The organism is Pseudomonas sp. MIL19 (genome assembly GCF_028680365.1).
GTDB lineage: Bacteria > Pseudomonadota > Gammaproteobacteria > Pseudomonadales > Pseudomonadaceae > Aquipseudomonas > Aquipseudomonas spirodelae.
Genome location: NZ_JAPPVG010000004.1, coordinates 151647 through 178492, shown reverse-complemented (window position 1 = coordinate 178492; position 26846 = coordinate 151647). Strand labels below are relative to the sequence as shown.

At 61.5% G+C, this 26846-nt stretch carries 24 protein-coding genes; 13 read left to right on the top strand and 11 right to left on the bottom strand.

Translation table 11 applies throughout. The features are described 5' to 3' along the window. The first annotated feature begins 102 nt into the window (after nt 1–102). The 6 genes from N1078_RS05225 to N1078_RS05200 all read left to right on the top strand — a co-directional run bounded on the left by N1078_RS05225 (nt 103) and on the right by N1078_RS05200 (nt 8086). Complete coding sequence (locus N1078_RS05225) at nt 103–1218, top strand: ABC transporter ATP-binding protein (protein ID WP_274087142.1); 1116 nt, start codon at nt 103–105, stop codon at nt 1216–1218. Between the two features lie 26 nt (nt 1219–1244). Continuing rightward, on the top strand, nt 1245–2318 hold the full coding sequence (locus N1078_RS05220; protein WP_274087141.1) for an ABC transporter substrate-binding protein: 1074 nt from the start codon (nt 1245–1247) through the stop codon (nt 2316–2318). A gap of 65 nt (nt 2319–2383) precedes the next feature. Further along, nucleotides 2384–3616 (top strand): ABC transporter permease, encoded by a 1233-nt coding sequence (locus N1078_RS05215; protein ID WP_274087140.1) that lies wholly within the window; start codon nt 2384–2386, stop codon nt 3614–3616. 6 nt (nt 3617–3622) lie between these two features. Then, nucleotides 3623–4480 carry an ABC transporter permease gene (locus N1078_RS05210; protein WP_274087139.1) on the top strand — a complete coding sequence of 286 codons (858 nt, stop codon included), beginning with the start codon at nt 3623–3625 and terminating at the stop codon, nt 4478–4480. A gap of 250 nt (nt 4481–4730) precedes the next feature. Then, nucleotides 4731–6578 (top strand): dihydroxy-acid dehydratase, encoded by a 1848-nt coding sequence (gene ilvD / locus N1078_RS05205; RefSeq protein ID WP_274087138.1) that lies wholly within the window; start codon nt 4731–4733, stop codon nt 6576–6578. A 140-nt stretch (nt 6579–6718) separates the two neighbouring features. Beyond that, complete coding sequence (locus N1078_RS05200) at nt 6719–8086, top strand: nucleobase:cation symporter-2 family protein (RefSeq protein WP_274087137.1); 1368 nt, start codon at nt 6719–6721, stop codon at nt 8084–8086. An 81-nt stretch (nt 8087–8167) separates the two neighbouring features. Here the strand turns inward: N1078_RS05200 and N1078_RS05195 are convergent, their stop codons facing one another. Beyond that, on the bottom strand, nt 8168–8680 hold the full coding sequence (locus tag N1078_RS05195; protein WP_443218086.1) for a dihydrofolate reductase: 513 nt from the start codon (nt 8678–8680) through the stop codon (nt 8168–8170). 57 nt (nt 8681–8737) lie between these two features. Then, nucleotides 8738–9904, bottom strand: coding sequence for a GGDEF domain-containing protein (locus tag N1078_RS05190; protein ID WP_274087136.1), 1167 nt, complete (start codon nt 9902–9904; stop codon nt 8738–8740). A 171-nt stretch (nt 9905–10075) separates the two neighbouring features. Between N1078_RS05190 and N1078_RS05185 the strand changes: the two genes are divergently transcribed. Together N1078_RS05185 and N1078_RS05180 are read left to right on the top strand one after the other, a co-directional pair. Continuing rightward, a complete protein-coding gene (locus N1078_RS05185) occupies nt 10076–11470 on the top strand; it encodes a DUF2868 domain-containing protein (RefSeq protein ID WP_274087135.1) in 1395 nt (464 codons plus the stop codon). Then, entirely contained in the window at nt 11463–12839 is a 1377-nt protein-coding gene (locus N1078_RS05180; RefSeq protein WP_274087134.1) for a DUF3482 domain-containing protein, read from the top strand. The genes N1078_RS05185 and N1078_RS05180 overlap by 8 nt, the downstream gene beginning before the upstream one ends. Before the next feature lie 10 nt (nt 12840–12849). On the opposite strand, the gene N1078_RS05175 is transcribed toward N1078_RS05180, so the two are convergent. From N1078_RS05175 to N1078_RS05160, 4 genes are all read right to left on the bottom strand, one after another. Beyond that, on the bottom strand, nt 12850–13917 hold the full coding sequence (locus tag N1078_RS05175) for a transporter substrate-binding domain-containing protein (protein ID WP_274087133.1): 1068 nt from the start codon (nt 13915–13917) through the stop codon (nt 12850–12852). A gap of 61 nt (nt 13918–13978) precedes the next feature. Then, on the bottom strand, nt 13979–14773 hold the full coding sequence (locus N1078_RS05170) for a thymidylate synthase (protein WP_274087132.1): 795 nt from the start codon (nt 14771–14773) through the stop codon (nt 13979–13981). Then, nucleotides 14773–15573, bottom strand: a complete 801-nt coding sequence (lgt, locus tag N1078_RS05165) for a prolipoprotein diacylglyceryl transferase (protein ID WP_274087131.1) — start codon at nt 15571–15573, stop codon at nt 14773–14775. Before lgt ends, N1078_RS05170 begins: the two co-directional genes overlap by 1 nt. Nucleotides 15574–15582: 9 nt before the next feature. After that, complete coding sequence (locus N1078_RS05160) at nt 15583–16365, bottom strand: sulfite exporter TauE/SafE family protein (RefSeq protein WP_274087130.1); 783 nt, start codon at nt 16363–16365, stop codon at nt 15583–15585. Nucleotides 16366–16486: 121 nt separating this feature from the next. Between N1078_RS05160 and N1078_RS05155 the strand changes: the two genes are divergently transcribed. Both N1078_RS05155 and N1078_RS05150 read left to right on the top strand, forming a co-directional pair. Further along, on the top strand, nt 16487–16855 hold the full coding sequence (locus N1078_RS05155; RefSeq protein WP_274087129.1) for a hypothetical protein: 369 nt from the start codon (nt 16487–16489) through the stop codon (nt 16853–16855). A 3-nt stretch (nt 16856–16858) separates the two neighbouring features. Continuing rightward, complete coding sequence (locus tag N1078_RS05150) at nt 16859–17605, top strand: NRDE family protein (RefSeq protein ID WP_274087128.1); 747 nt, start codon at nt 16859–16861, stop codon at nt 17603–17605. Between the two features lie 24 nt (nt 17606–17629). Here the strand turns inward: N1078_RS05150 and ptsP are convergent, their stop codons facing one another. Continuing rightward, nucleotides 17630–19909, bottom strand: a complete 2280-nt coding sequence (gene ptsP, locus N1078_RS05145) for a phosphoenolpyruvate--protein phosphotransferase (RefSeq protein ID WP_274087127.1) — start codon at nt 19907–19909, stop codon at nt 17630–17632. 18 nt (nt 19910–19927) lie between these two features. Further along, the gene (locus N1078_RS05140; RefSeq protein ID WP_274087126.1) at nt 19928–20407 is read right to left on the bottom strand and encodes an RNA pyrophosphohydrolase; all 480 of its coding nucleotides are present in this window, start codon (nt 20405–20407) and stop codon (nt 19928–19930) included. A 143-nt stretch (nt 20408–20550) separates the two neighbouring features. On the opposite strand from N1078_RS05140, the gene N1078_RS05135 reads away from it, so the two are divergent. Then, nucleotides 20551–21204 carry an HAD family hydrolase gene (locus N1078_RS05135; RefSeq protein WP_274087125.1) on the top strand — a complete coding sequence of 218 codons (654 nt, stop codon included), beginning with the start codon at nt 20551–20553 and terminating at the stop codon, nt 21202–21204. Nucleotides 21205–21308: 104 nt separating this feature from the next. On the opposite strand, the gene N1078_RS05130 is transcribed toward N1078_RS05135, so the two are convergent. Both N1078_RS05130 and ilvA read right to left on the bottom strand, forming a co-directional pair. Next, nucleotides 21309–21749 (bottom strand): DUF2269 family protein, encoded by a 441-nt coding sequence (locus tag N1078_RS05130; protein ID WP_274087124.1) that lies wholly within the window; start codon nt 21747–21749, stop codon nt 21309–21311. Between the two features lie 18 nt (nt 21750–21767). Next, the gene (ilvA, locus tag N1078_RS05125) at nt 21768–23282 is read right to left on the bottom strand and encodes a threonine ammonia-lyase, biosynthetic (RefSeq protein ID WP_411912022.1); all 1515 of its coding nucleotides are present in this window, start codon (nt 23280–23282) and stop codon (nt 21768–21770) included. A 153-nt stretch (nt 23283–23435) separates the two neighbouring features. Here ilvA and rpiA point away from each other — a divergent pair, with 153 nt between their 5' ends. Together rpiA and N1078_RS05115 are read left to right on the top strand one after the other, a co-directional pair. Next, nucleotides 23436–24113 carry a ribose-5-phosphate isomerase RpiA gene (rpiA, locus tag N1078_RS05120; protein WP_274087122.1) on the top strand — a complete coding sequence of 226 codons (678 nt, stop codon included), beginning with the start codon at nt 23436–23438 and terminating at the stop codon, nt 24111–24113. A 204-nt stretch (nt 24114–24317) separates the two neighbouring features. After that, nucleotides 24318–26102 (top strand): GspE/PulE family protein, encoded by a 1785-nt coding sequence (locus tag N1078_RS05115; RefSeq protein ID WP_274087121.1) that lies wholly within the window; start codon nt 24318–24320, stop codon nt 26100–26102. 16 nt (nt 26103–26118) lie between these two features. Here N1078_RS05115 and N1078_RS05110 read toward each other — a convergent pair whose 3' ends face one another. Continuing rightward, nucleotides 26119–26838 (bottom strand): murein L,D-transpeptidase catalytic domain family protein, encoded by a 720-nt coding sequence (locus N1078_RS05110; protein ID WP_443218085.1) that lies wholly within the window; start codon nt 26836–26838, stop codon nt 26119–26121. Nucleotides 26839–26846: the final 8 nt, after the last annotated feature.

The following is a 26846-nucleotide window of genomic DNA, read 5'->3' as shown; positions in this document are numbered from 1 at the left end:
TCAAACACGTTGCCCGCCGCATCAACACCGTGGCCAACGGACTCAAGCATTCAGCTAATGGCCAAAAGCCGTTAGCTATTACGCACACAATTGGGGAGGGGTATGGCTGACCTAGCGGGGGACAAACCGTTCCTGCAATTCACCAACGTGAAAAAGACTTATGACCACAAGAACCTGGTGGTCAAGGATTTCAATCTGGACGTGGCCAAGGGCGAATTTATCACCCTGCTCGGCCCTTCCGGCTCTGGCAAAACCACTTGCCTGATGATGCTCGCGGGCTTCGAAGACGTGACCAGCGGCGAGATTTTGATCAATGGGCGCTCGGTCACCAGCATCGCACCTTACCAGCGCAATATCGGCATGGTGTTCCAGCAGTACGCCCTGTTCCCGCACATGACCCTGCGCGAAAACCTTGCCTACCCACTGAAGATCCGTAAACAGCCCAAAGACGTGATTCGCGCCAAGGTCGATGAATACCTGTCGCTGGTCGAGCTGCTGGATTTCGGCAATCGCTTCCCAGGGCAACTCTCCGGCGGTCAACGCCAGCGGGTGGCCCTGGCCCGCGCGCTGATCTTCGCCCCAGACATCGTGTTGATGGACGAACCGCTTGGCGCCCTCGACAAAAAACTGCGCGAGCAGATGCAGTTCGAGATCAAGCGTCTGCACGATCAGCTCGGTTTCACCGTGATCTACGTGACCCACGACCAGACCGAAGCCCTGACCATGAGCGACCGCATCGCCGTGTTCAACAACGGCATCGTTCAGCAATGCGCTGCGCCCCATGTGCTTTACGAACGACCGGCCAACCTGTTCGTCGCCGACTTTATTGGCGAGAGCAACAAGCTCAAGGGCGTGATCGAAGCCGTCAGCGAGGACAGCGTTCAAGTGCGCCTGGACGCCGGTGGTTTGGTCAGCGCGCTAAAAGCCAACTGCACGGAAGTCGGCCTGCCCACCACCGTGTCGATTCGCCCGGAGAAGCTCAGCTTTACCGAGCGCCTTGGCGGCACCGGCAATCAGGTCATGGCACGGTTCGTCACCCGCCACTATGTCGGCGAGTACATCCGCTATCACTTCATCACCGCCGACGGCACCGAGCTGGTGGTTAAGAACATGAATGACAGCAGCGCCCCGCAACTCAGCGCCAAGGAAGAAGTCGCCCTGGCCTGGCAGCCACAAGACAGCCAGGCCCTGGATCGCCCCGTCGTCACGACACCCTGAATGATAAGAAGCAATGGAGCTCAGCAATGGCTAGAACACTGACCACCCGCTTTTCCACCTTCGCCCTCGCAGCAGCACTGGGTACGGCAAGTTTCGCCGCCAGCGCCGAGGAAACCCTGACCGTCGTATCCTGGGGCGGTGCCTATGGCGCAGCCCAGCAAAAGCATGTGATTGATCCGTTCCAGAAAGACACCGGCAACAAGGTACTGTTCGAGGATTACACCGGCGGCGTGGCGGAGATCAAAGCCCAGGTCGAATCAGGCAATATCCAGTGGGACGTAGTCGACTTTGAAGTGATCGACCTCGAACGCGCCTGCTCTGAAGGCTTACTGGAAACCATCCCGCGCGACATTCTGCCAGCCGGTATCGATGGTGTTCCTGCCGCTAAGGACTTTATCCCCGAAGCACTGGCCAGTGAGTGCGCGGTTGGCAACATCGTCTGGTCGGTGGTGTTCGCCTACAACGAGAAAACCATCGGTGGCACCAAGGCTGCCAGCATCAACGACTTCTTCGACACGGCGAAGATTCCTGGCAAGCGCGCCCTGCGCAAACGTCCACAAGTGAACATGGAATGGGCCCTGCTGGCTGACGGCGTAGCGCCGGCCGACGTTTACGAGGTGCTCTCCACACCAGAAGGCCAGGCCCGCGCCTTTGCCAAACTGGACACCATTAAGCAAGACATCGTCTGGTTCGATTCCTGGTCGCAAGCCCCGCAGCTGCTCAACGATGGTGGCGCCGTGCTGGTGCAGTCGGCCAACGGGCGCTTCTATGACGCCATCCGCCAGGAGAAAAAACCTTTCGTGATCGTCTGGGACGGTCACGTCTACGACCTCGACGCCTGGGCCATCGTCAAAGGCTCGAAGAAGAAAGACCTCGCGCTGAAGTTCATTGCCTACGCCACCGGTTCCAAGCCACTGGCCGGCATGCCAGATGTGGCCTACGGCCCGACCCGCAAGTCGTCCATGCCGCTGGCCGACCAGAGCGCCGCACCGCACCTGCCGACCGCGCACCTAGACAAAGGCATCCAGGCCGGCTCGGACTTCTGGGCAGACTACGGTGAATCACTCGGTGAGAAATTTAACGAGTGGCTGTTGAAGTAATGCCTCGGACACCTCGCGTCGCATCGGCGCGGGGTGTCGCTTTCAGGTTGTAAAGGAGTTAACGCTTGTCCTCACTCACCCGCACCGAAGCCAGCCAAGCCGCCAGCGCCCGCAACAAGAAACGCCTCACGGCCTTTCTATTTGTCGTGCCGTTGCTGATCTTCATCCTGCTGAGTTTTGTTGCACCGATTGCCAGCATGCTCTGGCGCAGTGTCCATCACCCCACGGTGGCCACCCTGATTCCGCTGACCCTGAGCGAGCTGCAACGCTGGGATGGCAAAACGGTTCCTGATCAACAAACCCTGAGCGTCTTTGCCCAAGAGCTGCACGACCTGGCCAAAGTGCGCCAGTCCGGCAAACTCGCCGAAGAGTTCAACCGCGCCTCTGCGGGCATGTCCAGTGTGGTCAAATCCACCGCCCGTAAAGTTTCGCGCCTGGATAGCGAGCAATTGACGCAGCAAGGCGCCGAAATCCTGCTCAAATCCAACCGCAAGTGGAGCAAGCCGGAAATCTGGTACGCCATCCAGCGCGCAGGCAAACCCTACACCTACGATTACTACCTGACTGCGCTCGACCTTGAGCTCGACCAAGAGCACGGAATTCAGGTGCGCGAAGACACGCAGATCTATCTGCAGCTCTACAGCAAGACTCTGAGCATGGCGCTGGTCATCACTCTGTTCTGCGCCCTGCTTGGCTACCCGCTGGCCTACTACCTGGCTCGCCTGCCGGAAAACCGCGCCAACTTGTTGTTGGTGCTGGTGCTGTTGCCGTTCTGGACCTCGCTGCTAGTGCGCACCACCGCGTGGATCGCACTGCTACAGACCAACGGGGTGATCAACTCCTTCCTGCTCGGCGTCGGCGTGATCGGTGAGCCGATTGAAATGCTCTACACCTCGTTCGCCACTGTGGTGGCAATGACCCATATCCTGCTGCCGTTCATGATTCTGCCGCTGTACAGCGTGATGCGCGGCATCGACCCCAGCTACCTGCGTGCAGCGCTGTCGCTGGGCGCGCGACCGATACCGGCCTTCGCCCGCATCTATTTCCCGATGACCCTGCCGGGGCTGAGCGCCGGAGCGCTGCTGGTGTTCATCATCTCGGTGGGTTACTACATCACCCCGGCGCTGGTCGGCGGCACCGACGGGCAGATGATCAGCAACATCATTGCCTTCCATATGCAGCGTTCGAACAACTGGGAACTGGCCGCCGCGCTGGGGTCCTTACTGCTTGCGCTGATCCTGCTGCTGTACTGGCTCTACGACCGCTTCGTCGGTGCCAGCAATATCAAACTGGGATGAGCTGATATGTCGAAGATTCCCGCCTATTACGGTTTTTGGTATCACCTGGGTAGCTGGCTATTAAAGACCAGCTCCTGGCTGGTATTGCTGTTTTTGATCATGCCGATCCTGGTGATCATCCCGCTGTCATTCAACGTCGAGCCCTTCTTCAGCTTTACCGAAGGCATGCTCACCTTCCAACCCGAGGCCTATTCGCTGCGCTGGTACAGCGCCATTTTCAGCGATGACAAATGGCTGCTGGCAATCAAGAACAGCTTTATCATCGGTTTCTTCTCCACCCTGCTGGCCACCGTGCTCGGCACCTGCGCCGCCGTGGGCCTGGCGCGCGACGATATGCCAATGCGCCGCCTGATTACCGCGCTGCTGCTGTCGCCGATGATCGTGCCGCTGATCATCACCGCCGCCGGGATGTTCTTCTTCTATTCGGACCTTGGCCTGGCCGGTAACTACCTGGGCATCATCATCGCCCACGCCGCCCTCGGCACACCGTTTGTGATCATCACCGTCACTGCCACCCTGACGGGCTTCGACTACAGCCTGGCCCGCGCAGCTCTGAATCTGGGCGCCACGCCACTGCGGGTGTTCTTCGACATCATAATGCCGCTGATTCGCCCAGGGGTGATCTCTGGCGCGCTGTTCGCCTTTATCACCTCGTTCGATGAAGTGGTGGTGATCCTGTTTATGGCCGGGCCGCAGCAACGCACCATTCCCCGGCAAATGTTCTCGGGCTTGCGCGAGCAGATCAACCCGAGCATCCTGGCCATCGCCACCCTGCTGATCCTGATGTCGATTGTGCTGCTGATCACCATCGAGCTGCTGCGCCGCCGCGCCACCCGCATGCGCGGTATCGAGCAGATTGAATAAGCACCCCGCGCTTTCGCCTCACGCCGCCTGGGATTAGAATCGCCACTCTCCTGCCACATCCCAGGCGGACTTGTAGCCCGGCCACGCCAGCGCCCACACCGCGCCAAGCAGCGCCCCAGCCCAGCAGATGCTCACTCGCGTTTGCCTTGGGCCTGAACCCGGCTCAACATACGCACCAACAGCCCGTTGCCAGCACAGCACTAGTGTCTGTGAACGCGTAACCTGATTAGCCTTTGCAGGATTTATCGCCATGCCTGACTACCGCTCAAAGACCTCCACCCACGGCCGCAACATGGCCGGCGCCCGCGCCCTGTGGCGTGCTACCGGGATGAAGGACGAAGACTTCAAAAAGCCGATCATTGCCGTTGCCAACTCCTTCACCCAGTTCGTACCCGGCCACGTGCACCTCAAAGACATGGGGCAACTGGTTGCTCGCGAAATCGAGCGGGCCGGCGGCGTGGCCAAAGAATTCAACACCATCGCCGTCGATGACGGCATCGCCATGGGCCACGACGGCATGCTGTATTCGCTGCCGAGCCGCGAGATCATCGCCGACTCCGTCGAGTACATGGTCAACGCTCACTGTGCCGACGCCATTGTTTGCATCAGCAACTGCGACAAAATCACCCCCGGCATGCTGATGGCTGCTTTGCGCCTGAACATCCCAGTGATCTTTGTCTCTGGCGGGCCGATGGAAGCCGGCAAAACCAAGCTGGCCAGCCATGGCCTGGACCTGGTCGATGCCATGGTGATCGCCGCTGACGAGAGCGCCAGCGATGAGAAGGTCGCTGAATACGAGCGCAGCGCATGCCCGACCTGCGGCAGCTGCTCCGGCATGTTTACCGCCAACTCGATGAACTGCCTGATGGAAGCCCTGGGCCTGGCCCTGCCGGGTAACGGTTCGACCCTGGCCACTCACAGCGACCGCGAGCAGCTGTTCCTGCAGGCCGGCCGCACCGTGGTTGAGCTGTGCAAACGCTACTACGGCGAGGGCGACGAGTCGGTGCTGCCGCGCAATATTGCCAACTTCAAGGCGTTCGAGAATGCCATGAGCCTGGACATCGCCATGGGCGGTTCGACCAACACCATCCTGCACCTGCTGGCCGCCGCCCAGGAAGCCGAGATCGACTTCGACCTGCGCGACATCGACCGCCTTTCGCGCAAAGTGCCGCAGCTGTGCAAGGTTGCGCCAAACATCCAGAAGTACCATATGGAAGACGTCCACCGCGCCGGCGGCATCTTCAGCATCCTCGGCTCGCTGGCCCGTGGCGGCCTGCTGCACACCGACCTGCCGACCGTACACAGCCGCAGCATGGAAGAAGCCATCGCAAAATGGGACATTACCCAGACTGACGATGAAGCCGTGCACACCTTCTTCCGCGCAGGCCCAGCCGGCATCCCGACGCAGACCGCATTCAGCCAGAGCACCCGCTGGGAAACCCTCGACGACGACCGTGAGAACGGTTGCATCCGCAGCGTCGAGCACGCGTACTCGCAGGAAGGTGGCCTGGCCGTGCTGTACGGCAACATCGCCCTCGACGGTTGCGTGGTGAAAACCGCCGGTGTTGATGAGTCGATCCACGTCTTCGAAGGCAACGCGAAAATCTTCGAGAGCCAGGACAGCGCAGTGCGCGGCATCCTCGCCGACGAAGTAAAAGCAGGCGACATTGTCATCATCCGCTACGAAGGCCCGAAAGGCGGCCCGGGCATGCAGGAAATGCTCTACCCGACCTCCTACCTGAAATCCAAAGGCTTGGGCAAAGCCTGTGCCCTGCTCACCGACGGCCGTTTCTCCGGCGGCACCTCGGGCCTGTCCATCGGCCACGCTTCGCCAGAAGCCGCCGCAGGCGGTGCCATCGGTTTGGTGCGCGAGGGTGACAAAATCCTGATCAACATCCACGAGCGCACCATCAACCTGCTGGTCAGCGACGAAGAAATCGCCCATCGCCGCCACGAGCAGGACAAAAAAGGCTGGAAGCCGGTGGAACAGCGTCCGCGCAAAGTCACCACGGCGCTCAAGGCCTACGCCCTGCTCGCCACCAGCGCCGACAAAGGCGCGGTACGCGACAAAGCGCTGCTGGAGAAACTGGTGCCCTAAGCCCCAGCCCAACAAAAACCCGGCCTTTGCGCCGGGTTTTTTATGAACTGTAACCCACCACGACCGCGCTATTAGCAGCCAGCGCTGGGCGTGACGGGTATTGCTCAGTAGAATCGCGCTCTTTTTTCCGGAGCACCACCATGAGCGCACTCGACAAGCCGCCCGTCACCGACGAACTGGTGTTCGGCCTGGAAGACCGTCCCAAGCCCCTGATCAGCCTGCTGGCGGCCTTGCAGCATCTGCTGGCGATCATCGTACCGATCGTCACCCCGGGCCTGTTGATCTGCCAGGCGCTCGGCGTGTCGGCGCGCGACACCAACCTGATCGTCTCGATGTCGCTGGTGATTTCCGGCATCGCCACCTTTGTTCAGTGCAAACGCTTTGGCCCCTTCGGTGCCGGATTGCTGATCGTGCAGGGCACCAGTTTCAATTTTGTCGGCCCGCTGATTGCTGGTGGCGCATTGATGGTGCAGCAAGGCACGCCCGTGGAGGCCGTGATGGCGGCGATCTTCGGCGTGGTGATCGCCGGCTCGTTTGTCGAAATGGGCGTGTCGCGCATCCTGCCCTTCGTCAAACGGCTGATCTCGCCACTGGTCACCGGCATCGTGGTGCTGATGATTGGCCTGACCCTGATTAAAGTGGGCTTGATCAGCATGGGCGGCGGCTTCTCGGCGATGGCCGACGGCACCTTTGCCAACGCTGAAAACCTGATGCTGTCCGGCGTGGTGCTGGGTGTAATCGTGGTGCTCAACCGTATTCCACTGGTGTGGATGCGCAGCTGCGCCATCGTTATCGCCCTGGCGGTCGGCTATGCCCTGGCCGGCTACCTCGGTCGCCTGGACTTCACCGGCATGCACGAGGCCGAGCTGTTCCAGGTGCCGATGCCACTGCATTTTGGCCTGAGCTTTTCCTGGAGCCTGTTCATCCCCATGCTGGTGATCTACCTGGTGACTTCGCTGGAAGCGATTGGCGATGTCACCGCCACCAGCAAAATCTCCCGCCAGCCGGTCGAAGGCCCGCTGTGGATGCAGCGGATCAAGGGCGGCGTACTGGTCAACGGGGCCAACTCGTTGCTGGCCGGGCTGTTCAACACCTTCCCCAGCTCGGTGTTTGCCCAGAACAACGGGGTTATTCAGCTGACCGGCATCGCCAGCCGCCACATCGGTCTGTGGATTGCAGCGATGCTGGTGATTCTCGGTCTGTTCCCCAGCGTCGCCGGGGTGATTCAAGCCGTGCCAGAGCCGGTACTGGGTGGCGCCGCACTGGTGATGTTCGGCGCAGTCGCTGCCGCAGGGATCAACATCATTGCCGGCGTGCAACTGGATCGCCGCGCCCTGCTGATCATCTCGGTGTCCCTGGCCCTCGGCCTGGGGGTGTCGCAGGTGCCGGAATTCCTCGCACACATGCCAGCAGCCCTGCGCAATGTTCTGGAGTCCGGCGTGGCCACCGGCGGTATCTGTGCGCTGCTGATGAACTGGTTTTTGCCTGAACGCAAAGCGAACGTCTAAACCGATCGCCTAACGCAAAACGCCACCTACACAGGTGACGTTTTACTTTCTAGCTTGGGGAGCAGCCGTTGGGCTTGTGCGCTAGGCGCGCTGCCACGTCTCGAAGACATAGGCCGGGGTTTCAGCCGTCGCAGCATGGGCAGCCTGTTCGCTGAGTTGCCACTGCGTCGGGCTTAGCTCAGGGAAATAGGCATCGCCCTCCGGGCTGAGCGCAACTCGCGTCAGGTACAACCGCGCGGCCTGAGCCAAGCCCAGCTCATACAGTTGCGCGCCGCCGATCAGCATCAGTTCATCGGCAGCATTGGCGCGGGCCCAGACCTCGGCACGCTCGATAGCAGCCTCCAGGCTGGCGAACACTTCCGCCCCCTCCAGTTGCAAGCCGGGCTGGCGGCTGACCACTAGGTTGAGGCGGCCCGGCAGCGGCCGGCCGAGTGAGTCCCAGGTTTTGCGACCCATGATGATCGGCTTACCCAGGGTCAGGGCTTTGAAGTGTTTGAGGTCCGCTGGCAAGTGCCAGGGCAATTGGTTATCGCGGCCGATCACGCGGTTTTCCGCGAGGGCCGCAATCAGGCAGAGGGGCAGGGAATTTTTCATAGCGGCGAGAATACCGCCTGCACGGCGATCATTGAAGCCTTGCCTGCGTTCACCCGCCTACCGCTTGCCCACCACACGGTTACGCCCCTGCTCCTTGGCCAGATAGAGGGCGACATCCGCCAAACGCAGGGCATCCGCCAAACTCTGGTGCGGCTGCGGCGTCAGGTAGGCCAGGCCGATACTGAGCGTGACCACCCCAGCGGCATCCGAATGGGCATGGCTCAGCGCCAGCGCCTCGGTCGCATGGCAGATGTCCTGCAAAATGGCCAGCAACTGCTCTTCACCCAGGCCATACCAAACCCCGACAAACTCCTCGCCCCCATAACGCGCAGCACAGTCCAACGGCCGCCGGGCATGCTCGCCGATCACTCGGGCGACTTGACGCAGCGCCTCATCACCGGCGGCGTGGCCGTAGTGATCGTTGTAGCGCTTGAAGAAGTCGATATCCATCATCACCACGCCCAGCGCCTGCTTTTCTCGCTGTGCCTGACGCCAGCTGCGTTCGGCGCGCTCGGTGAAGGCACGGCGGTTGAGCAGCCCGGTCAGAAAGTCCTTCTCGGCCAGGTCCTGCAGCAAGCCATGGGCAAGGAAATTCTGCCGGGTGGCGTATTCCAGCGAGTAACAGCCCACCGAACCGATGACATTGGCCAACGCCAGGAACAGGGCATTGCTCACCAGCCATTCACCGGTCAAACCAACACTCAGCTCCACCATCAGGTAAACAAAAAAGGTCAGCCAGCCGCACAGCACGGCGGTGCTAAAACGCAATCCGGTGAGGAAATAGAAGAACACCGTGACCAGGATGATGCCTTCATAAGGCAGGGCGAAGTTGTGATAGCGCGCCAAGCCGATAATGGCCGCCACCGCCAGCCCGCAGAGCAACGCCACAGTACCGCCAATCAGCTGCAGATGATCACGTAGACCACGCCGATAGGTCGCCAGCCAGGCCAGTAACAGCAGCGGTTGAATCACCCCCAGGCGCAGCGCCAGGACTTGACCGCGCAACGGGTCGGGCATGTTGATCGCATCCAGCAGCACAAACAGCAGTGCCAGCAGCGTCGCCACCAGCAGTGCCCAGCGCATACGGCGCAGGAACACATTGGCGTGATAACGCTTGAACGCCTGCTCCAACTCGCCGTCAAAACTCAGCGACCGAAAGCCCTGCTGATGCTGACGCAGGTACGGTGAATCCTCATTAACCCACTCCAGGTGCGGTAACTTCACGATGGCACTCGCTTTTTATTGTTATTCATCCATGGGGCCATCACCGGGACAGACCACCACTATGCTTGCACCAGCCTAGCTGGACTGGCCGCCTGCGTACACGCGCACAACTGTGCCATACACCAGCGGCTGAGGTTATCCTCTGTTTACCACTCGCCAACGGAACATCGCGTGCGCCCACTCGATACCCCCACACCCAGCCGCCTGCAGCGCCTCTGGCTCAGCGAAACCATCCGCCTGCGTGAAGCGCATGCCGGGCCACTGGAAGACAGCGAGGCCAATCGCCGTGCACAGGCCCAGGGCGGCACGCTCAGCGAACGCATCCAAACCCGCGCCTGGCTGCTGGGCGAACGCGACGGCCAGGTATCAGCGCTGCAGCATTGGTTGCATGGCGCGCGCCTGGCCGGGCTGCTGCTGTTACTGCTGGCCATCCTCAGTGGCAGCGGCCTGGCAGTGGCGGCCTTGGGTGACGGTTTGCGCCCGGTCAATGTGTTCTGGGCCCTGGGCAGCCTGCTTGGGCTCAACCTAATCCTGCTACTCGGCTGGGCGATGGGTCTGCTGCTGAGCCGTGACAGTGCCGGCGCACTCGGGCATCTGTGGTTGTGGCTGAGTGCCAAGCTCGCCCGCGATGCGCAGGCGGCGCAGCTGGCACCGGCATTACTGCTGATGCTGCAACGCCAACGCCTAAGCCGCTGGGGCCTGGGCATTCTGGTGCACGGCTTCTGGCTGCTGACCCTGCTCACTGCGCTGCTAACCCTGCTGGTCTTACTGGCCACTCGGCGTTACGGCTTTGTTTGGGAAAGTACTCTGCTCGGCGGCGACAGTTTTATCGCCCTCACCCAAGCCCTCGGCAGCCTGCCGGCGCTGCTCGGTTTCAGCCTGCCAGATGCCGAGCTGATCCGCGCCAGCGGTGACAGCCCGCTGGCCAATGAAAGCGCGCGGCTGAGCTGGGCCAGTTGGCTGGTCGGCGTACTGGTGGTGTACGGTCTGCTGCCGCGCCTGGGATTGTTGTTGTTTTGTCTGTGGCGCTGGCGACGTGGCTGCGCCGCACTGCGCCTGGATCTCAACTTGCCCGGTTACAGCCTGCTGCGTGAGCGCCTGCAACCGAGCAGCGAACGCCTCGGCGTGTGTGATGCCGCGCCCACGCAGCTGCATCAGCCCCAGGCCGGCCATCATCTATTTGACAGTCAGGGCGCACTGCTCGTGGGCGTCGAGCTGGACCCACAACGCAGTTGGCCCCCCGCACTGCCCAAAAGCATTGGCCAGGCCGGCGTGATCGACAGCCGCGAACAACGCAAACAGCTGCTCGAGCAACTCAGCCGCTTTCCTCCGGCACGCCTGCTGATTGCCTGTGACCCGCGCCGTTCACCAGACCGCGGCAGCCTAGCGCTGCTCGGCGAGCTGGCGCGCACAGCAGGTAGTACGCGTATCTGGCTGCTGCCGCCGGCGCCGGGTGAAACCCTCGACAGCGCCCGTTTGGGCGATTGGCACCGCGCACTGGAGCACCTGCAACTGCCGCATAGCGACAGCCTGCCGCTCAGCTGGCTGGAGCATGGCCATGACTAAACCGCTGAAACTGGCCGTGGTTGGCCACACCAATGTTGGCAAAACCTCGTTGCTGCGCACCCTGACCCGCGACGTCGGCTTCGGCGAAGTCTCGCATCGCCCCAGCACGACCCAGCATGTCGAAGGCGCGCGCCTGTCAGTAGACGGCCAAGCGTTGCTGGAGCTATACGACACGCCGGGCCTGGAAGATGCCATCGCCCTGCTCGATTATCTGGAGCGCCTGGATCGCCCCAGCGAACGCCTGGACGGCCCCGCACGACTGACGCGTTTTCTCGATGGCAGCGAAGCACGTCAACGCTTCGAACAGGAAGCCAAGGTGCTGCGACAACTGCTCGCCTCCGACGCCGGCCTGTATGTGATCGACGCCCGCGAGCCAGTTCTGGCCAAATACCGCGACGAGTTGGCTGTGCTGAGCATGTGCGGCCGGCCACTGTTACCGGTGCTGAATTTCGTCAGCAGCCACCAACACCGCGAGCAGGACTGGCGCGATGCCTTGGCACGCCTGGGCCTGCATGCACTGGTGTGCTTCGACAGCGTAGCGCCGCCGCTGGATGGCGAACGCCGCCTGTACGACAGCCTCGCCCTGCTGCTGGAAAAAGCCCGGCCGCAACTGCAACGGCTGATCGATGACCACCAGACGCAACGGCAACTGCGCCGCAGCTGCGGCGCACGGCTGATCGCGGAATTGCTCCTCGATTGCGCGGCCTGCCGCCGCAGCGTGGCGGTGCACGGCCAGCAGGAACAAGAAGCGATCCGTGACCTGCACCAGAGCATTCGCCAGCGCGAGCAAGGTTGCGTGGAGGCTCTACTGCGCCTGTATGGCTTCCGTAAGGATGATGCCAAGGCCGCCGACCTGCCCTTGCTCGACGGCCGCTGGGGCGACGATCTGTTTAATCCAGAAACCCTCAAGCAGCTTGGCGTCAAAGTCGGCGGCGGTATGGCGGCAGGCGCGGCCACCGGCGTGGGTGTTGATCTGCTGGTCGGCGGTATCACCCTGGGCGCCGCGGCGGCTCTCGGCGCGCTGATCGGCGGCAGCGCACAGACCTTACGCAACTACGGCTCACGGCTGAAAGGCAAACTCAAAGGTCAGCGCGAACTGAGCGTGGACGATGCCGTGCTGCGTCTGCTCGCCCTGCGCCAGCAAGTACTCCTGCAAGCACTGGAAGCCCGCGGCCATGCAGCCGTCGAGGCCATCAACCTGGCCGCGCCGCAGGACGCCAGCTGGCGCGAAGGCAAGCTGCCGGAGGCCCTGCACAAAGCCCGCGCTCACCCCGAATGGTCATCGCTCAACCCTGGCGCCGAACTTCAGCAGAGCGAGCGGGAAATACAACTCAACACACTGGCCGCCACGCTGCTAAACAGCCAATAGCAGCCCTGGCTCAGGGCTCGCCCAGATACAGCCGCTGAACCTGACGCCACTCGTCTTCGCCGAGGGCGCGCAACAGCTCCAGGTTGATGGGTTCGCGGTAGGGGCTGCCACTGGCCAGCGCAAACGCGTAGGACTGGTTCTCGAACGTACCGGGCAGCAAACGCAGGCCGCCTTGATTCAGCTCGCCATTGCGGTACTGCATGATCGGCAAGTCATACACCACCGCCTCCGCTTCGCCCTGCTGGACCGCCTGCATAGCAGTCATCAGGTTGGGGTAATTGCTGTGGCGAATGCGCTGGCTCTCCAAATAGAGCGCGCCGGAGGTGTTGTCGACACTGGCCACATGGGCACGGCGCAAGTCTTCCGGCCCCTGAATGCCACCCTGCAGGTTGCCCACAGTCAGCATGCTGGCAACCGCAGCGGTGAAGGTCGACACCATGATCAAACCGGCAAACATCCACACCAGCCCGACCAAACGCCCGCCTAGGGTGACCGGCGCTTTATCGCCATAGCCGACGGTGGTCATGGTGACGGCTGCCCACCAGAAACTGGAGCCCAGGCCTTGCACCGGGGTAGCGCCAAACTGCTCCTGGTTATTGCGCCGCTCAAACAGCCAGAGCAACGCCCCAACCAACAGCAACAACACGGCCAAACCAGCGATCAGGCTGAGAAACTGCCAAGACAACAGCCCTCTGAGTGCCATCCAGCCACTTTTGTCGCCATCAAGCTGTACGCCAATGGCCAGGCCGGTGCGATAAAAAGGGTGGGTGAAGTCGAAGCGCTCTTCACGCTCGGCGGTCATGGTTAGCGCGCCAACCACCACGTCCAACTGGTCCTCTTCCAGGCTCGGCAGCAGGCGCTCGAACGGCATGGGCAGCAGTTCGAAACGGTAGCCCGCAGCGCTGGCTACCGTACGCCACAAATCGATACTGATGCCGCGCCAGCTGCCATCCGGCTCTTTGATCACGAATGGTGGCACCTCGCTGATGCCCACCCGCAGGACCGGTTCATTTGGCTCAGCGGCCGCTGCATTGAAACCCAGCAGCATCAACCACAAGGCGATCAGAACTCTCGGCATGCGTTGTTCCCCCAACTGAAAGACACCTCAGGGTAACAAATACAACCGTCTCAGCCCGTGATCAGACCGCCACCGGCGCACTGATGTGCGGATGCGCCTGGTAACCCAGCAGTTCGAAGTCCTCGAATTTGAAGGCCAGAATGTCCTTCACCTCGGGGTTGATCTTCATGGTCGGCAGCGGCAGCGGCTCGCGGCTCAGCTGCAGGTCGGTCTGCTCGATATGGTTGGCATACAGGTGGCAGTCGCCGCCGGTCCAGATAAAGTCACCGGGCAGCAAGCCGCAGACCTGAGCGACCATCAGGGTCAGCAAGGCATAGCTGGCGATGTTGAACGGCACCCCCAAGAAGATGTCTGCCGAGCGCTGATACAGCTGGCAGCTGAGCTTGCCGTCGGCCACATAGAACTGGAACAGCGCGTGGCACGGCGGCAGCGCCATCTGCTCGACCAGCGCCGGGTTCCAGGCCGAAACGATCAAGCGGCGCGAGTCCGGATTCGTCTTGATCATCTCGATCAGCTTGCTGATCTGGTCGATCGACTCACCGTTCGGCGCCGGCCAGCTGCGCCACTGATAACCGTAGACCGGGCCGAGGTCGCCGTTTTCGTCGGCCCACTCGTCCCAGATACGTACACCGTTGTCCTTCAGGTACTTGATGTTGGTGTCGCCCTGGAGGAACCACAGCAGCTCGTGGATGATCGATTTCAGGTGGCACTTCTTGGTGGTCACCAGCGGGAAGCCATCGGCCAGGTTAAAGCGCATCTGATGGGCAAAAATGCTGTAGGTGCCGGTGCCGGTGCGGTCACTCTTGAAGGTGCCGGTCTCGCGCACCAAGCGCATTAAGTCGAGGTACTGTTTCATTACACGGCCTCCTGTGCAGCCTGACGTTTGTAGGCATAGGCAATCAGACCTAGGCCGCCGAGCACCATCGGTACGCAGAGCACCTGGCCCATGGTCAGCCAGCCGCCAGCCAGGTAGCCAAGCTGGGCATCCGGCACGCGGACAAATTCGACGATAAAGCGGAAGATCCCGTAGCACATGGCGAACATGCCAGAGACCGCCATGGTCGGCCGCGGTTTGCGCGAGTAGAACCAGAGGATGGCAAACAGCGCCACGCCTTCCAGGGCGAACTGGTACAGCTGCGAGGGATGACGCGCCAGTTGCTGTGGATCGGTAGGGAAGACCATCGCCCATGGCAAGTCGGTCGCTTTGCCCCACAGCTCGGCATTAATGAAGTTACCGATGCGCCCCGCCCCGAGGCCGATCGGCACCAACGGCGCGATAAAGTCCATCAGTTCGAAGAAGCTCTTGTTGTTGCGCTTGCCGAACCACCAGGTCGCCAGCATCACGCCGATCAGGCCACCGTGGAACGACATACCGCCTTCCCAGATGCGCAGCATGCGCACCGGTTCGGCGATATAGGCCGCCAAGTCGTAGAACAGCACGTAGCCCAAGCGCCCACCAAAAATCACTCCCATGGCCACCCAAAACACCAGATCCGAGAGCTTTTCCTTGCTCCAGCTTGAGTCGAAGCGCTCCAACCGGCGCGAAGCCAGCAGCCACGCACCGCCAATCCCGACCAGGTACATCAGGCCGTACCAATGAATTTTTAGCGGGCCCAGGGCCAGTGCAACAGGGTCGATCTGCGGGTAAGGCAGCATTTCAATTCCTCAAATCAAAAAACTCAGGCCCACGCTGAACAACAGCAGAGCAAACAGACGCTTAAGCAGGCGCGGCGACAGCTTGTGCGCCAAGCGGGCACCCACGCGGGCAAAGAACATGCTGGGGATGGCAATCCCGACCAGCGCTGGCAGGTAAACAAACCCCAGGCTCCACTCCGGCAGCTCAGGTTTATCCCAGCCCAGCCAGATAAAGCTCAGGGCGCTGGCTACGGCAATCGGCAGGCCACAGGCTGAAGAGGTCGCCACGGCTTTCTGCATGGGCACGCTGCGCCAGGTCAGGAACGGCACGCTGAGTGAACCACCACCGATGCCAAAAATCGCCGACGCCCAGCCAATCACCACGCCCGCCAGGGTCAAGCCCGGCTTGCCTGGGACCGTACGGCTGGGGTTGGGTTTCAGCTCCAAGGCCATCTGTATGGCAATGATGATCGCGAATACGCCGATGATCTTCTGCAGCATTGGCCCCTGGATGGCCGCTGCGGTCATCGCGCCAATGGCGGCGCCGAACAAAATGCCCAGGGTCATCCAGGCAAACACCGGCCACAGCACCGCACCTTTACGCTGGTGTTCGAGCACCGAATTGATCGACGTGAAGATAATCGTCGCCAGCGACGTGCCGACCGCCAAGTGCGTCAAGACCGCCGCATCGAACCCCTGCGCGGCAAAACTCAACACCAGTACCGGCACGATAATGATGCCGCCACCCACGCCGAATAAACCGGCCAGGGTTCCAGCAGCAGCCCCCAAAACTAAATACAGCAACAGTTCCATCAGCACCCCCGCAAACAATCCCGCATGGTAACGGATGCACAGGGCCGGACTCTACTTCGGGCGATGGATGTCCTCGTGGGCTTTGCGTACAGTGCCAGAACTCTCTAAGGAATAGAGCACTGTGCGCCCGACCCTGTACCTCAAGTTGAGCTGTAACCAGATGCACCTGACGCACCTGCAAAGTGGCCGCGAGCTGCACCTGCAAGCCGATCCGCCGTTCAGCAGTCAACGCTTGCTGGTGGCGGATTTTGCCGCGGCCGAGCACCTGCTGCAGCGCGCTCTTGCTGAACTGCTGCCCAAGCGTTTCTTGCGCCTGAGCGTGCCACCACAGTTGCTGATCCAACCACTGGAGCGCCTGGAAGGTGGCCTGTCGCAGGTCGAGGAGCGCATTTTACTGGAGCTTGGCCTGGGGTGCGGTGCGCGCAAGGTACGCCTGTACATGGGCCCTGAGCTGGATAGCGCCGGGGTACTGGCGAAATTGAGGAGTTAAGCCATGTGCCTGATTGTTCTGGCGTGGCGACCCGGTCATGCCCAGCCGCTGCTGGTCGCGGCCAACCGTGATGAGTTTTATGCCAGGCCGAGCCAGCCACTGGCCGAGTGGCCCGAGGCGCCAGGGGTGTTTGCCGGGCGTGACGTGCAAGCCGGTGGTACCTGGCTGGGGGTTGGCCCGAACGGACGCTTTGCTGCCATCACCAACATTCGCAACCTGAGCCTGCCCCAGGGCGCACGCTCGCGGGGCGAGCTGCCGCTGGCCTTTCTGGGCGGCGAGCTGAATACCGCCGACTTCCTTCAGCACCTGAAGGCGCAGAGTTCGAACTACAGCGGTTTCAATCTGCTGCTGGGTGATAGCCAGCAGCTCTGGCATTTCAACTCCCAAGAGCAGCGCGCCACTGCATTGGCTGAAGGCGTGCACGGGGTTTCGAATGCCGACCTAAACACGCCCTGGCCCAAGCTGCTGCGAACTAAACACGCGTTGCAACGCGAACTGCCGGCGCCATACCCGCAGCGCCTGTTCAGCCTGCTGGCAGACCCAACCCAAGCCGCAGACACCGAGCTGCCCCAAACCGGTATCGGCCTGACGAGCGAACGCCTGCTGTCCAGCGCCTTTATTGCCAGCCCGGCTTACGGCACACGGGCCAGCACGGTATTGATCGTCAATGCCGACGGCAGCCGCCAGTTGCTGGAGCGTAGTTTTGGGGTTAATGGGGCGTATCTGGGCGAGGTGGCGCTGAGCTGCTGATCGACATCAGCAGCACCGGGCCTGTTAGGCCTGAATATCCGAGGCCGGATTGATCATGCGGCCCAGGCCGAGGTTGCGCAGGGCCAGTTGCAAGGTGCTGTGGATCACCTGCGGGCTGTCGATGCTCATCACCTGACTGAGCAATTCCTGCGCCTTGCCCATGCTGATCTGCCGCAGCAGCCATTTCACCTTGGGCAGGTTGGTGGCGTTCATCGACAGGCCATCAAAGCCCATGGCCATCAGCAATACCGCCGCCGCCGGGTCGCCGGCCATCTCGCCGCAAATGGTCACGGGTTTGCCTTCGGCATGCCCGCCCGCCACCACGATCTGCAACGCTTGCAGCACGGCGGGGTGGAGGAAGTCATAGAGGTCGGCCACCCGCGGATTGTTACGGTCCACGGCTAGCAAATACTGGGTCAGGTCGTTGGAGCCGACCGAGAGGAAGTCGACCTGACGCGCCAACTCGCGCACCTGATAAACCGCCGCAGGAATCTCGATCATCACGCCGATGGGCGGCAGCGGCACGTCGGTGCCTTCATCGCGCACCTCGCCCCAGGCGCGGTGAATCAAGTGCAGCGCCTCTTCTAGCTCCTGAATGCCGGAAATCATCGGCAGCAGGATGCGCAGGTTGTTCAAGCCTTCGCTGGCCTTGAGCATGGCGCGGGTCTGCACCAGAAAGATTTCTGGGTGATCGAGGGTCACGCGGATGCCGCGCCAACCGAGGAAGGGGTTGTCTTCCTTGATCGGAAAATAGCTAAGCGCCTTGTCGCCGCCGATATCCAGGCTGCGCATGGTCACCGGCAGCGGATGGAAGGCCACCAACTGCTCGCGGTAAATCGCCAGCTGCTCCTTCTCGCTGGGGAAACGCTCCTTGATCATAAACGGCACTTCGGTGCGATACAGGCCAACACCTTCAGCCCCGCGCTCTTGCGCGCGCTTCACATCGGCGAGCAGGCCGGTGTTGACCCACAGCGGCATACGGTGGCCGTCGAGGGTTTCGCAGGGCAAGGCGCGCAATGCATCCAGGCCCTGAGCCAGCTGGCGTTCTTCCTCAACCACTTCGGCGTATTGCTTGCGCAATATTTCACTGGGGTTGGTGAAGACCTCACCGTGGTAGCCGTCGACGATCAGCTGAATGCCATCGATCTTCGAATACGGCAGGTCAACCGCACCCATCACAGTGGGGATACCCATGGCGCGGGCGAAAATCGCCACATGCGAGTTACCCGAACCCTGCACCGACACCAGGCCGACCAGCTTGCCTTCCGGCACCTCGCCGAGCATCGCCGGCGACAGCTCTTCGCTGACCAGGATGCAGTTGTCTGGGTACACCAGGGTTTGCTGCCGCGCCTGCTGCAAATAGGCGAGCAAGCGCCGGCCGAGGTCTTTGACATCACTGGCGCGCTCGCGCAAGTAAGCGTCGTCCATCAACTCGAAACGGTTGATGTGCTCGCCAACCACCTGACGCAGTGCGCCCTGGGCCCATTGACCAGTACGAATGACCTTGACCACCTCGTTACCCAGGGCGGCGTCTTCCAGCATCATCAGGTAGACATCGAACAGTGCGCGCTCTTCCGGGCGCAGCTGAGTAGCCATCTTCGCCGACAGCGCGCGCATGTCGCTGCGCACGCCTTCCAGGGCGTTATTGAACAGGGTCAGCTCGGCCGCGATGTCGTCGACGGATTTGTCTGGCACCACATCCAGGTCGGCCGGTGGCAGCACCACCACTGCCGTACCCACAGCGGCACCGGGTGATCCCGGCACACCCACGAACTTGGCCTCCTGAATGCCCTTACCCTGACGCCCCAGGCCGCGGATTGAGCCGGTGGCCTCAGCGTGGGCGATAACCCCGGCAAGCTGCGCACTCATGGTGACCAGGAAGGCTTCTTCGCCCTCATCAAACTGTCGGCGTTCTTTTTGCTGCACGACCAATACACCCATCACCCGACGGTGGTGGATGATCGGCGAGCCGAGGAAGGAGGCGTAACGCTCTTCGCCGGTTTCAGCAAAGTAGCGGTAGCGCGGGTGTTCAGAAGCATGTTCGAGGTTGAGTGGCTCTTCGCGGGTGCCGACCAAGCCGACCAGGCCCTCGTTGGGCGCCATGCTGACCTTGCCGATGGCTTTCTTGTTCAAGCCCTCGGTGGCCATCAGCACAAAGCGATTGGTTTCCGGGTCCAGCAGGTAGACCGAGCAGACTTGGCTGCCCATGGCTTCGCGCACTCGCTGCACGATAATGCCCAGCGCCGCCTTGAGGTCCTTGGCGGCATTTACTTCCTGGACAATCTTGCGCAGCGTATTGAGCATGTTTGGCTCTAGCCTGTGTCAGTCCCGCGCCAAGAGGCGTGGGGCGAGTTCTTTTAAGGCGCGACGGTAAACCTCGCGCTTGAAGGTGACCACCTGGCCCAATGGGTACCAGTAACTGACCCAACGCCAACCGTCGAATTCCGGTTTGCCGGTCAGGTCCATGCGCACACGGTCTTCTGCACCGGTTAGGCGCAGGAGAAACCACTTCTGTTTCTGCCCGATGCACAGCGGCTGGCTGTGCGTGCGCACCAAACGCTGCGGCAAACGATAACGCAACCAGCCCCGGGTGCAGGCGAGAATTTTCACATCCTGCTGCTCTAGGCCGACTTCTTCGTTCAATTCGCGGTACAACGCGTCTTCCGGCGACTCATGGTCATTAATCCCGCCTTGCGGGAACTGCCAAGCGTCCTGGTTTATCCGACGCGCCCACAGCACCTGGCCGTCATCATTGGTCAGAATGATGCCGACATTAGGGCGAAAACCATCAGAGTCGATCACGGCGCACAACCTCGTAAACGCATGTTTTGGCATTGTTCCACAAAGGCCGTCGCAGCAGCAACGCGAGCGGGTCGCGTAATGGGAATGACCTTTAAAAGCCGTTATCCTCAGCCCTCTCAGACCTTTGCGAAGATAGGTGCCCTGTGCGTTTGGCTTTATTCGATCTCGACAACACCCTACTCGGCGGCGACAGCGATCACGCCTGGGGCGATTATCTGTGTGAGCGCGGCATCCTCGACGGGATTGCCTACAAGGCGCGCAATGATGAGTTCTACCAGGATTACCTGGCCGGCCGCCTGAACATCACCGACTACCTGAATTTCAGCCTGGAAATCCTCGGCCGCACGGAAATGGCGCAACTTGAGCAGTGGCACCGCGAATTTATGCATGATTGCGTTGAGCCGATCATTCTCGCCAAAGGCGAAGCCCTGCTCGCCGAGCACCGCGAAGCCGGCGACAAGCTGCTGATCATCACCGCCACCAACCGCTTCGTCACTGCGCCAATTGCCGCGCGCCTGGGTGTCGACACCCTGCTCGCCACTGAGTGTGAAATGGCCGACGGCCGCTACACCGGTCGCACCACTGACGTGCCATGTTTTCAGGATGGCAAAGTCACTCGCCTCAACCGCTGGCTCGGCGAAACCGGCTTGAGCTTGCACGACAGCTATTTTTACAGCGACTCGCTGAACGACCTGCCACTGCTGGAACAGGTCAGCCATCCGTTTGCCGTCGACCCCGACCCGAAGCTGCGCGCCGAAGCCGAACAGCGCGGCTGGCCGGTTATCTCACTGCGCTGAATCTTGCAGATGATGGGGATCGCCGAGTTCAACCCATCCTAAGACCCAACTAAAACGCCGCCTAATCAGGCGGCGTTTTTATGAACGGTGCATTCGGAGCCTGATCAAGCCGGCTTAGCGCCCATCAGCCCCATAATCACCAGCAGCAAGAGCACGATCAGCCCCGCATAGACCGCGCACATACGCAGCAATCCAACTGACGCCGCACGCTCAGCCAACGCCTGCCAGGCCGCCAGACGGCCATTGAGCAGCAGGCCAACCAGCACCAGCACGCCAAACAGCACACTGCTGGCCAGCAACCAGGTTTGCCCCAGCGGGAAGCCCGCCAGATTGACCATCCACCAGCCACTGACCGGCAAGCTCAGGGCCAGCAGACCGAATACCGGTAGGCTGATCAGCCGGGTGCGCTTGAGCTTGCGCTGAAGCACCAGCGCATCACCGCCCTTCGCCGCTTTCCAGAGCATAAATACATGCGCCAGAACACCGAGCAACAACAGCACGCCGGGCGCACTGTGGAGAATTTTCAGCAGTTGGTAATGTTCCATCGATTCAGCTCCTGCCGATTAACCTAAAAAGAGTTTGTACGCCGGGTTGTCGCTCTCATCCCAGTAGCGGTAACCGATAGCGTCAAGCGCCGCCGGTAACAGGTGACGCTCGTCACTGGGAACCTGCAGGCCTGCCACCACGCGGCCATCGGCTGCACCATGGTTGCGATAGTGGAACATCGAGATGTTCCAGCGACCACCAAGCTTTTGTAAGAAATTAAACAGTGCACCTGGGCGCTCAGGGAACTCGAAGCGCAATACACATTCATCCGGCACCGCTGCGGCGTGGCCGCCGACCATATGGCGGATATGCAGCTTGGCCAGTTCGTTATCGGTCAGGTCCAGCACCGGGAAGCCTTGATCACGCAGGCCCTGCACCAGGGCTGCACGCGGATCGTTGTCCGGATGAGTCTGCACGCCAACAAAAATGTGCGCCTCTTTGTCCTGATGAAAACGGTAGTTGAACTCGGTGATCTGGCGCTTGCCGATGGCCTCGCAAAACGCCTTAAAGCTGCCCGGATGCTCAGGGATGGTCACGGCAATGATCGCTTCGCGCTTCTCACCCAGCTCGGCACGTTCGGCCACGTGACGCAGGCGGTCGAAGTTGACGTTAGCGCCGGAGTCGATACCGACCAATACCTGATCACGGCAGCCTTCACGCTCCACGTACTTCTTAATCCCGGCCACACTCAGCGCGCCGGCAGGTTCGGTGATCGAGCGGGTATCGTCGTAGATGTCCTTAATTGCGGCGCAGATCTCGTCAGTGCTGACGGTGATCACCTCATCGACATGGTCCTTGCACACATCGAAGGTGTGCTGGCCAATTTGCGCCACGGCCACGCCGTCAGCAAACAACCCAACTTGCGGCAACACCACCCGCTCACCAGCGGCCATGGCCGCCTGCAGGCAGTTGGAGTCATCCGGTTCGACGCCGATGATCTTGATTTCCGGGCGCAGGTATTTCACATAGGCGGCGATCCCAGCGATCAGCCCGCCGCCACCGACGGGGACGAAGATCGCATCCAGCTTGCCGGGTTGCTGACGGAGAATTTCCATGGCGATGGTGCCCTGGCCGGCGATGGTGTGCGGGTCATCATAGGGGTGGATATAGATGTAGCCCTTCTCATCCACCAGCTTCAGCGAATAGGCCAGCGCTTCGGGGAAGCTGTCGCCGTGCAACACCACTTTGCCGCCGCGCGAGCGCACGCCCTGCACCTTGATCTCCGGGGTGGTCTTGGGCATCACAATCGTGGCTTTAACCCCCAGCACCTTGGCGGCCAGCGCCAGGCCCTGAGCATGGTTGCCCGCCGATGCGGTGACCACGCCACGCGCCTGCTCCTCACTCGAAAGCTGCGCCAGCTTGTTGTAAGCGCCACGAATCTTGAACGAGTACACCGGCTGCAGGTCTTCGCGCTTGAGCAAAATCTGGTTACCCAGACGCTCGGAAAGCTGGTTAGCGGCGTGCAGCGGGGTTTCCACCGCCACGTCGTAGACGCGCGAGGTGAGGATCTTTTTAACGTACTGTTCGAGCATGGCGTGATCGCAGGCGGCTTTTCGGGGAGTCCGCGAGTCTACCCCAGGGCCACGCCGCACGACCACACAACACCGGGGATTTCCCGGCCGCCAGCTCACTGGCGGCACAGGCGCGCTATAATTTCGCCCCCTCACTCCCACGCCAGGTGCCCCATGCTCAATCAAGATCAACTCAAGCAAGCCGTCGCCCAGGCTGCCGTCGACTTTATTCTGCCCAAGCTCGACGCCAAGAGTGTGATCGGCGTCGGCACGGGTTCCACCGCCAACTGCTTTATCGACGCCCTGGCCAAACACAAAATGGAATTCGACGGTGCCGTGGCCAGCTCCGAAGCCACCGCCGCACGCCTCAAAGGCCACGGTATTCCGGTGTATGAGCTGAACAGCGTTAGCGATCTGGAATTTTATGTCGACGGCGCCGATGAGAGCGACGAGCACCTCAACCTGATCAAGGGCGGCGGCGCAGCCCTGACCCGCGAGAAGATCGTCGCCGCCGTGGCGCAAACCTTTATCTGCATCGCAGACGCCAGCAAACTGGTGCCAGTACTGGGGGCCTTCCCGCTGCCGGTGGAAGTCATCCCGATGGCGCGCAGCTATGTGGCCCGCCAGCTGGTCAAGCTCGGTGGCGACCCTGTGTACCGTGAGGGCGTGGTGACCGACAACGGCAATATCATCCTCGACGTGTTCAACCTGTCGATCACCAACCCGGCCGAGCTGGAAAGCCAGATCAACGCCATCGTCGGTGTGGTCACCAATGGTCTGTTTGCCGCACGCCCGGCCGATCTGCTGCTGCTCGGCACCGCCGAAGGGGTCAAAACCCTCAAACGCGCCTAACCGCTCGCCAACCGCCGGCGGCGGTAAAACAAGCTCGGCAGGCCACTTGTGGCTCACGCACTCAGGCGCGACTCGGAGGGCGAGACGTTAACCAAGCCGTGACTCGATATGAGCACGCGAAAATGGATTAAGTCGGCAGACAGTCCGTCTACTTGGCGTCATGCTGCCGACATTGCTTAGTGACCAGGATTGCCAGGGAGTTTTATGTCCGTATTCGTCTCGTCCGCCCATGATCGCCAACTGGAACTCGCCGACCTGTTGCGTGAGCTGGTCGCCCAAGGCCGGACCCATCAGGACAGTGCCGAACAATGCCTGGCAATCCGCCGCAGCTCGGTGAATAACCAGCTACACCCGCTCGAGTTTCTTGCCGCCCAACAGCTCGATGACCTCAAACATCCGGGTAAAAAACTCGAACTGGAAGGGCTGTCTAGCTGGCTGGCAGAGCAATGCGGGCAACCCTTTCTGCGCATCGACCCGCTAAAAATCGATGTCGCCGCCATTACCCCCTTGATGTCCTACGCCTTCGCCCAGCGCCACAAGATTCTCGCCGTAGCGGTGGATAGCGACAGCGTCACCATCGCCAGCAGCCAACCCCTGGTGCACAGCTGGGAAGCCAACCTGACCCATGTACTCAAGCGCCCGATCAAGCGCGTGGTGGCCAGCCCTGCGGATATTCAGCGCTTTACCGTGGAGTTTTACCGCCTAGCCAAGTCGGTCAGCGGTGCCTCGGCCGGCGACACGAAGATCAGCGGCAGCGGAAACTTTGAGCAACTGCTGAACCTCGGCGCCCAGGATCAGGAGCCCGACGCCAACGACGCGCATATCGTCAATATCGTCGACTGGCTGTTCCAGTACGCCTTTACCCAGCGCGCTAGTGATATTCATATCGAACCGCGCCGCGAGCAGGGCAGCGTGCGCTTTCGCATCGACGGCGTGCTGCACACCGTCTATCAATTCCCGCCACAGGTGACTATGGCCATCGTCAGCCGCCTGAAAAGCCTCGGGCGGATGAACGTAGCGGAAAAACGCAAACCGCAAGATGGCCGGGTCAAAACCAAAACCCCAGACGGCGGTGAAGTCGAGCTGCGCCTGTCGACCATGCCCACGGCATTTGGCGAAAAAATGGTCATGCGGATTTTCGACCCCGAAGTGCTGCTTAAGAGCTTCGATCAGCTGGGCTTTTCCGCCGATGACCTGAGGCGCTGGCAAGGCATGACCGGCCAGCCCAATGGCATCATCCTGGTCACCGGCCCCACTGGTTCAGGCAAAACTACCACGCTGTACACCACGCTCAAGCAACTGGCGACTCAGGAAGTCAACGTGTGCACCATCGAAGACCCAATCGAGATGATCGAAGGCGCCTTCAACCAGATGCAGGTGCAACACAATATCGACCTGACCTTTGCCAGCGGCGTGCGCGCGCTGATGCGTCAAGATCCAGACATCATCATGGTCGGCGAAATCCGCGACCTGGAAACCGCCGAAATGGCCATTCAAGCGGCGCTGACCGGCCACCTGGTGCTGTCGACCCTGCACACCAACGACGCACCCAGCGCCATTACCCGCCTGCTGGAACTGGGCGTGCCGCACTACCTGCTCAAGGCCACCCTGCTCGGCGTGATGGCCCAGCGCCTGGTACGCACCCTGTGCCCGCATTGCAAGGCACCGCAGGAGCTGGATGAAGAAGACTGGCAAAGCCTGACCAAACCCTGGAGTGCACCGATGCCGACTCAGGCCTGCCGCGCCGTGGGCTGCCTGGAGTGCCGCGACACGGGCTACCGTGGCCGCGCCGGGGTGTATGAAATCATGCTGATCAATGATGCGATGAAGCCACTGATCACCGCCGACACAGACCTGATTGCCCTACGCCGACATGCCTTCAAGGAGGGCATGCGCAGCCTGCGCCTGTCTGGCGCGCAGAAGGTCGCTGCCGGCCTGACCACTATCGAGGAAGTGCTGCGGGTCACTCCGCAGAGTGAGCAAAAATAGCCTCACCCCGCGAGCTTCAGCTGCGCGGCAAACGCTGCTGGCGGGCCTGGGTACTTGCCACCCGCTGGGGCTTGCAGTCCAGATACGCTGAACCCTGCAACCAGCGCTGATTGGAATGCCAGGCGAAGAGAAACTGCCCGCCCTTGAGCTGGTCGACCACCATGCGCGCCACTTCGGGGCGCACCGCCGGGCAACCCAGGCTACGGCCAATGCGCCCCTGGCTCTGCACCAGGCGCGGGCTGACATAGTTCGCCCCGTGAATGACGATGGCGCGCTCACGGGCCAAGTCATTCAGCCCCGGTTCCAGGCCATCCATGCGTAAGGAATAGCCGTGCTTACCGCGGTAGCTTTCGGCGGTACGAAACAGCCCGAGGCTGGTCTGGTTACTGCCCAGGCGATTCGAGAAGCTCTTGGCGAAGTTCTCCCCCGACTGGCGGCCATGGGCAACAAAATCGCGCAGCAAGAGGCGCTTGCGTTGCAGATCGAAGATCCACAGACGGCGTTCGGTGGAGGGGCGCGAATAATCGATCACGGCGAGGCGCCGAGCCGGTTCAGCGCCATGATTGACCGCACACTGCATTGCCGCCAGGGCATGCCGCAACGCCTGCTGGTTAAGCCCTGGGGCAATCCGCGCGAGATCCCTGAGCTGTCCATCCTGCTCCGCCGCCATTGCCGACAGCGGCATGCAAACCAACCAAAACCCCACAAGGCAGAACCTGCCAAGACGTCCAAACATAATCGCAC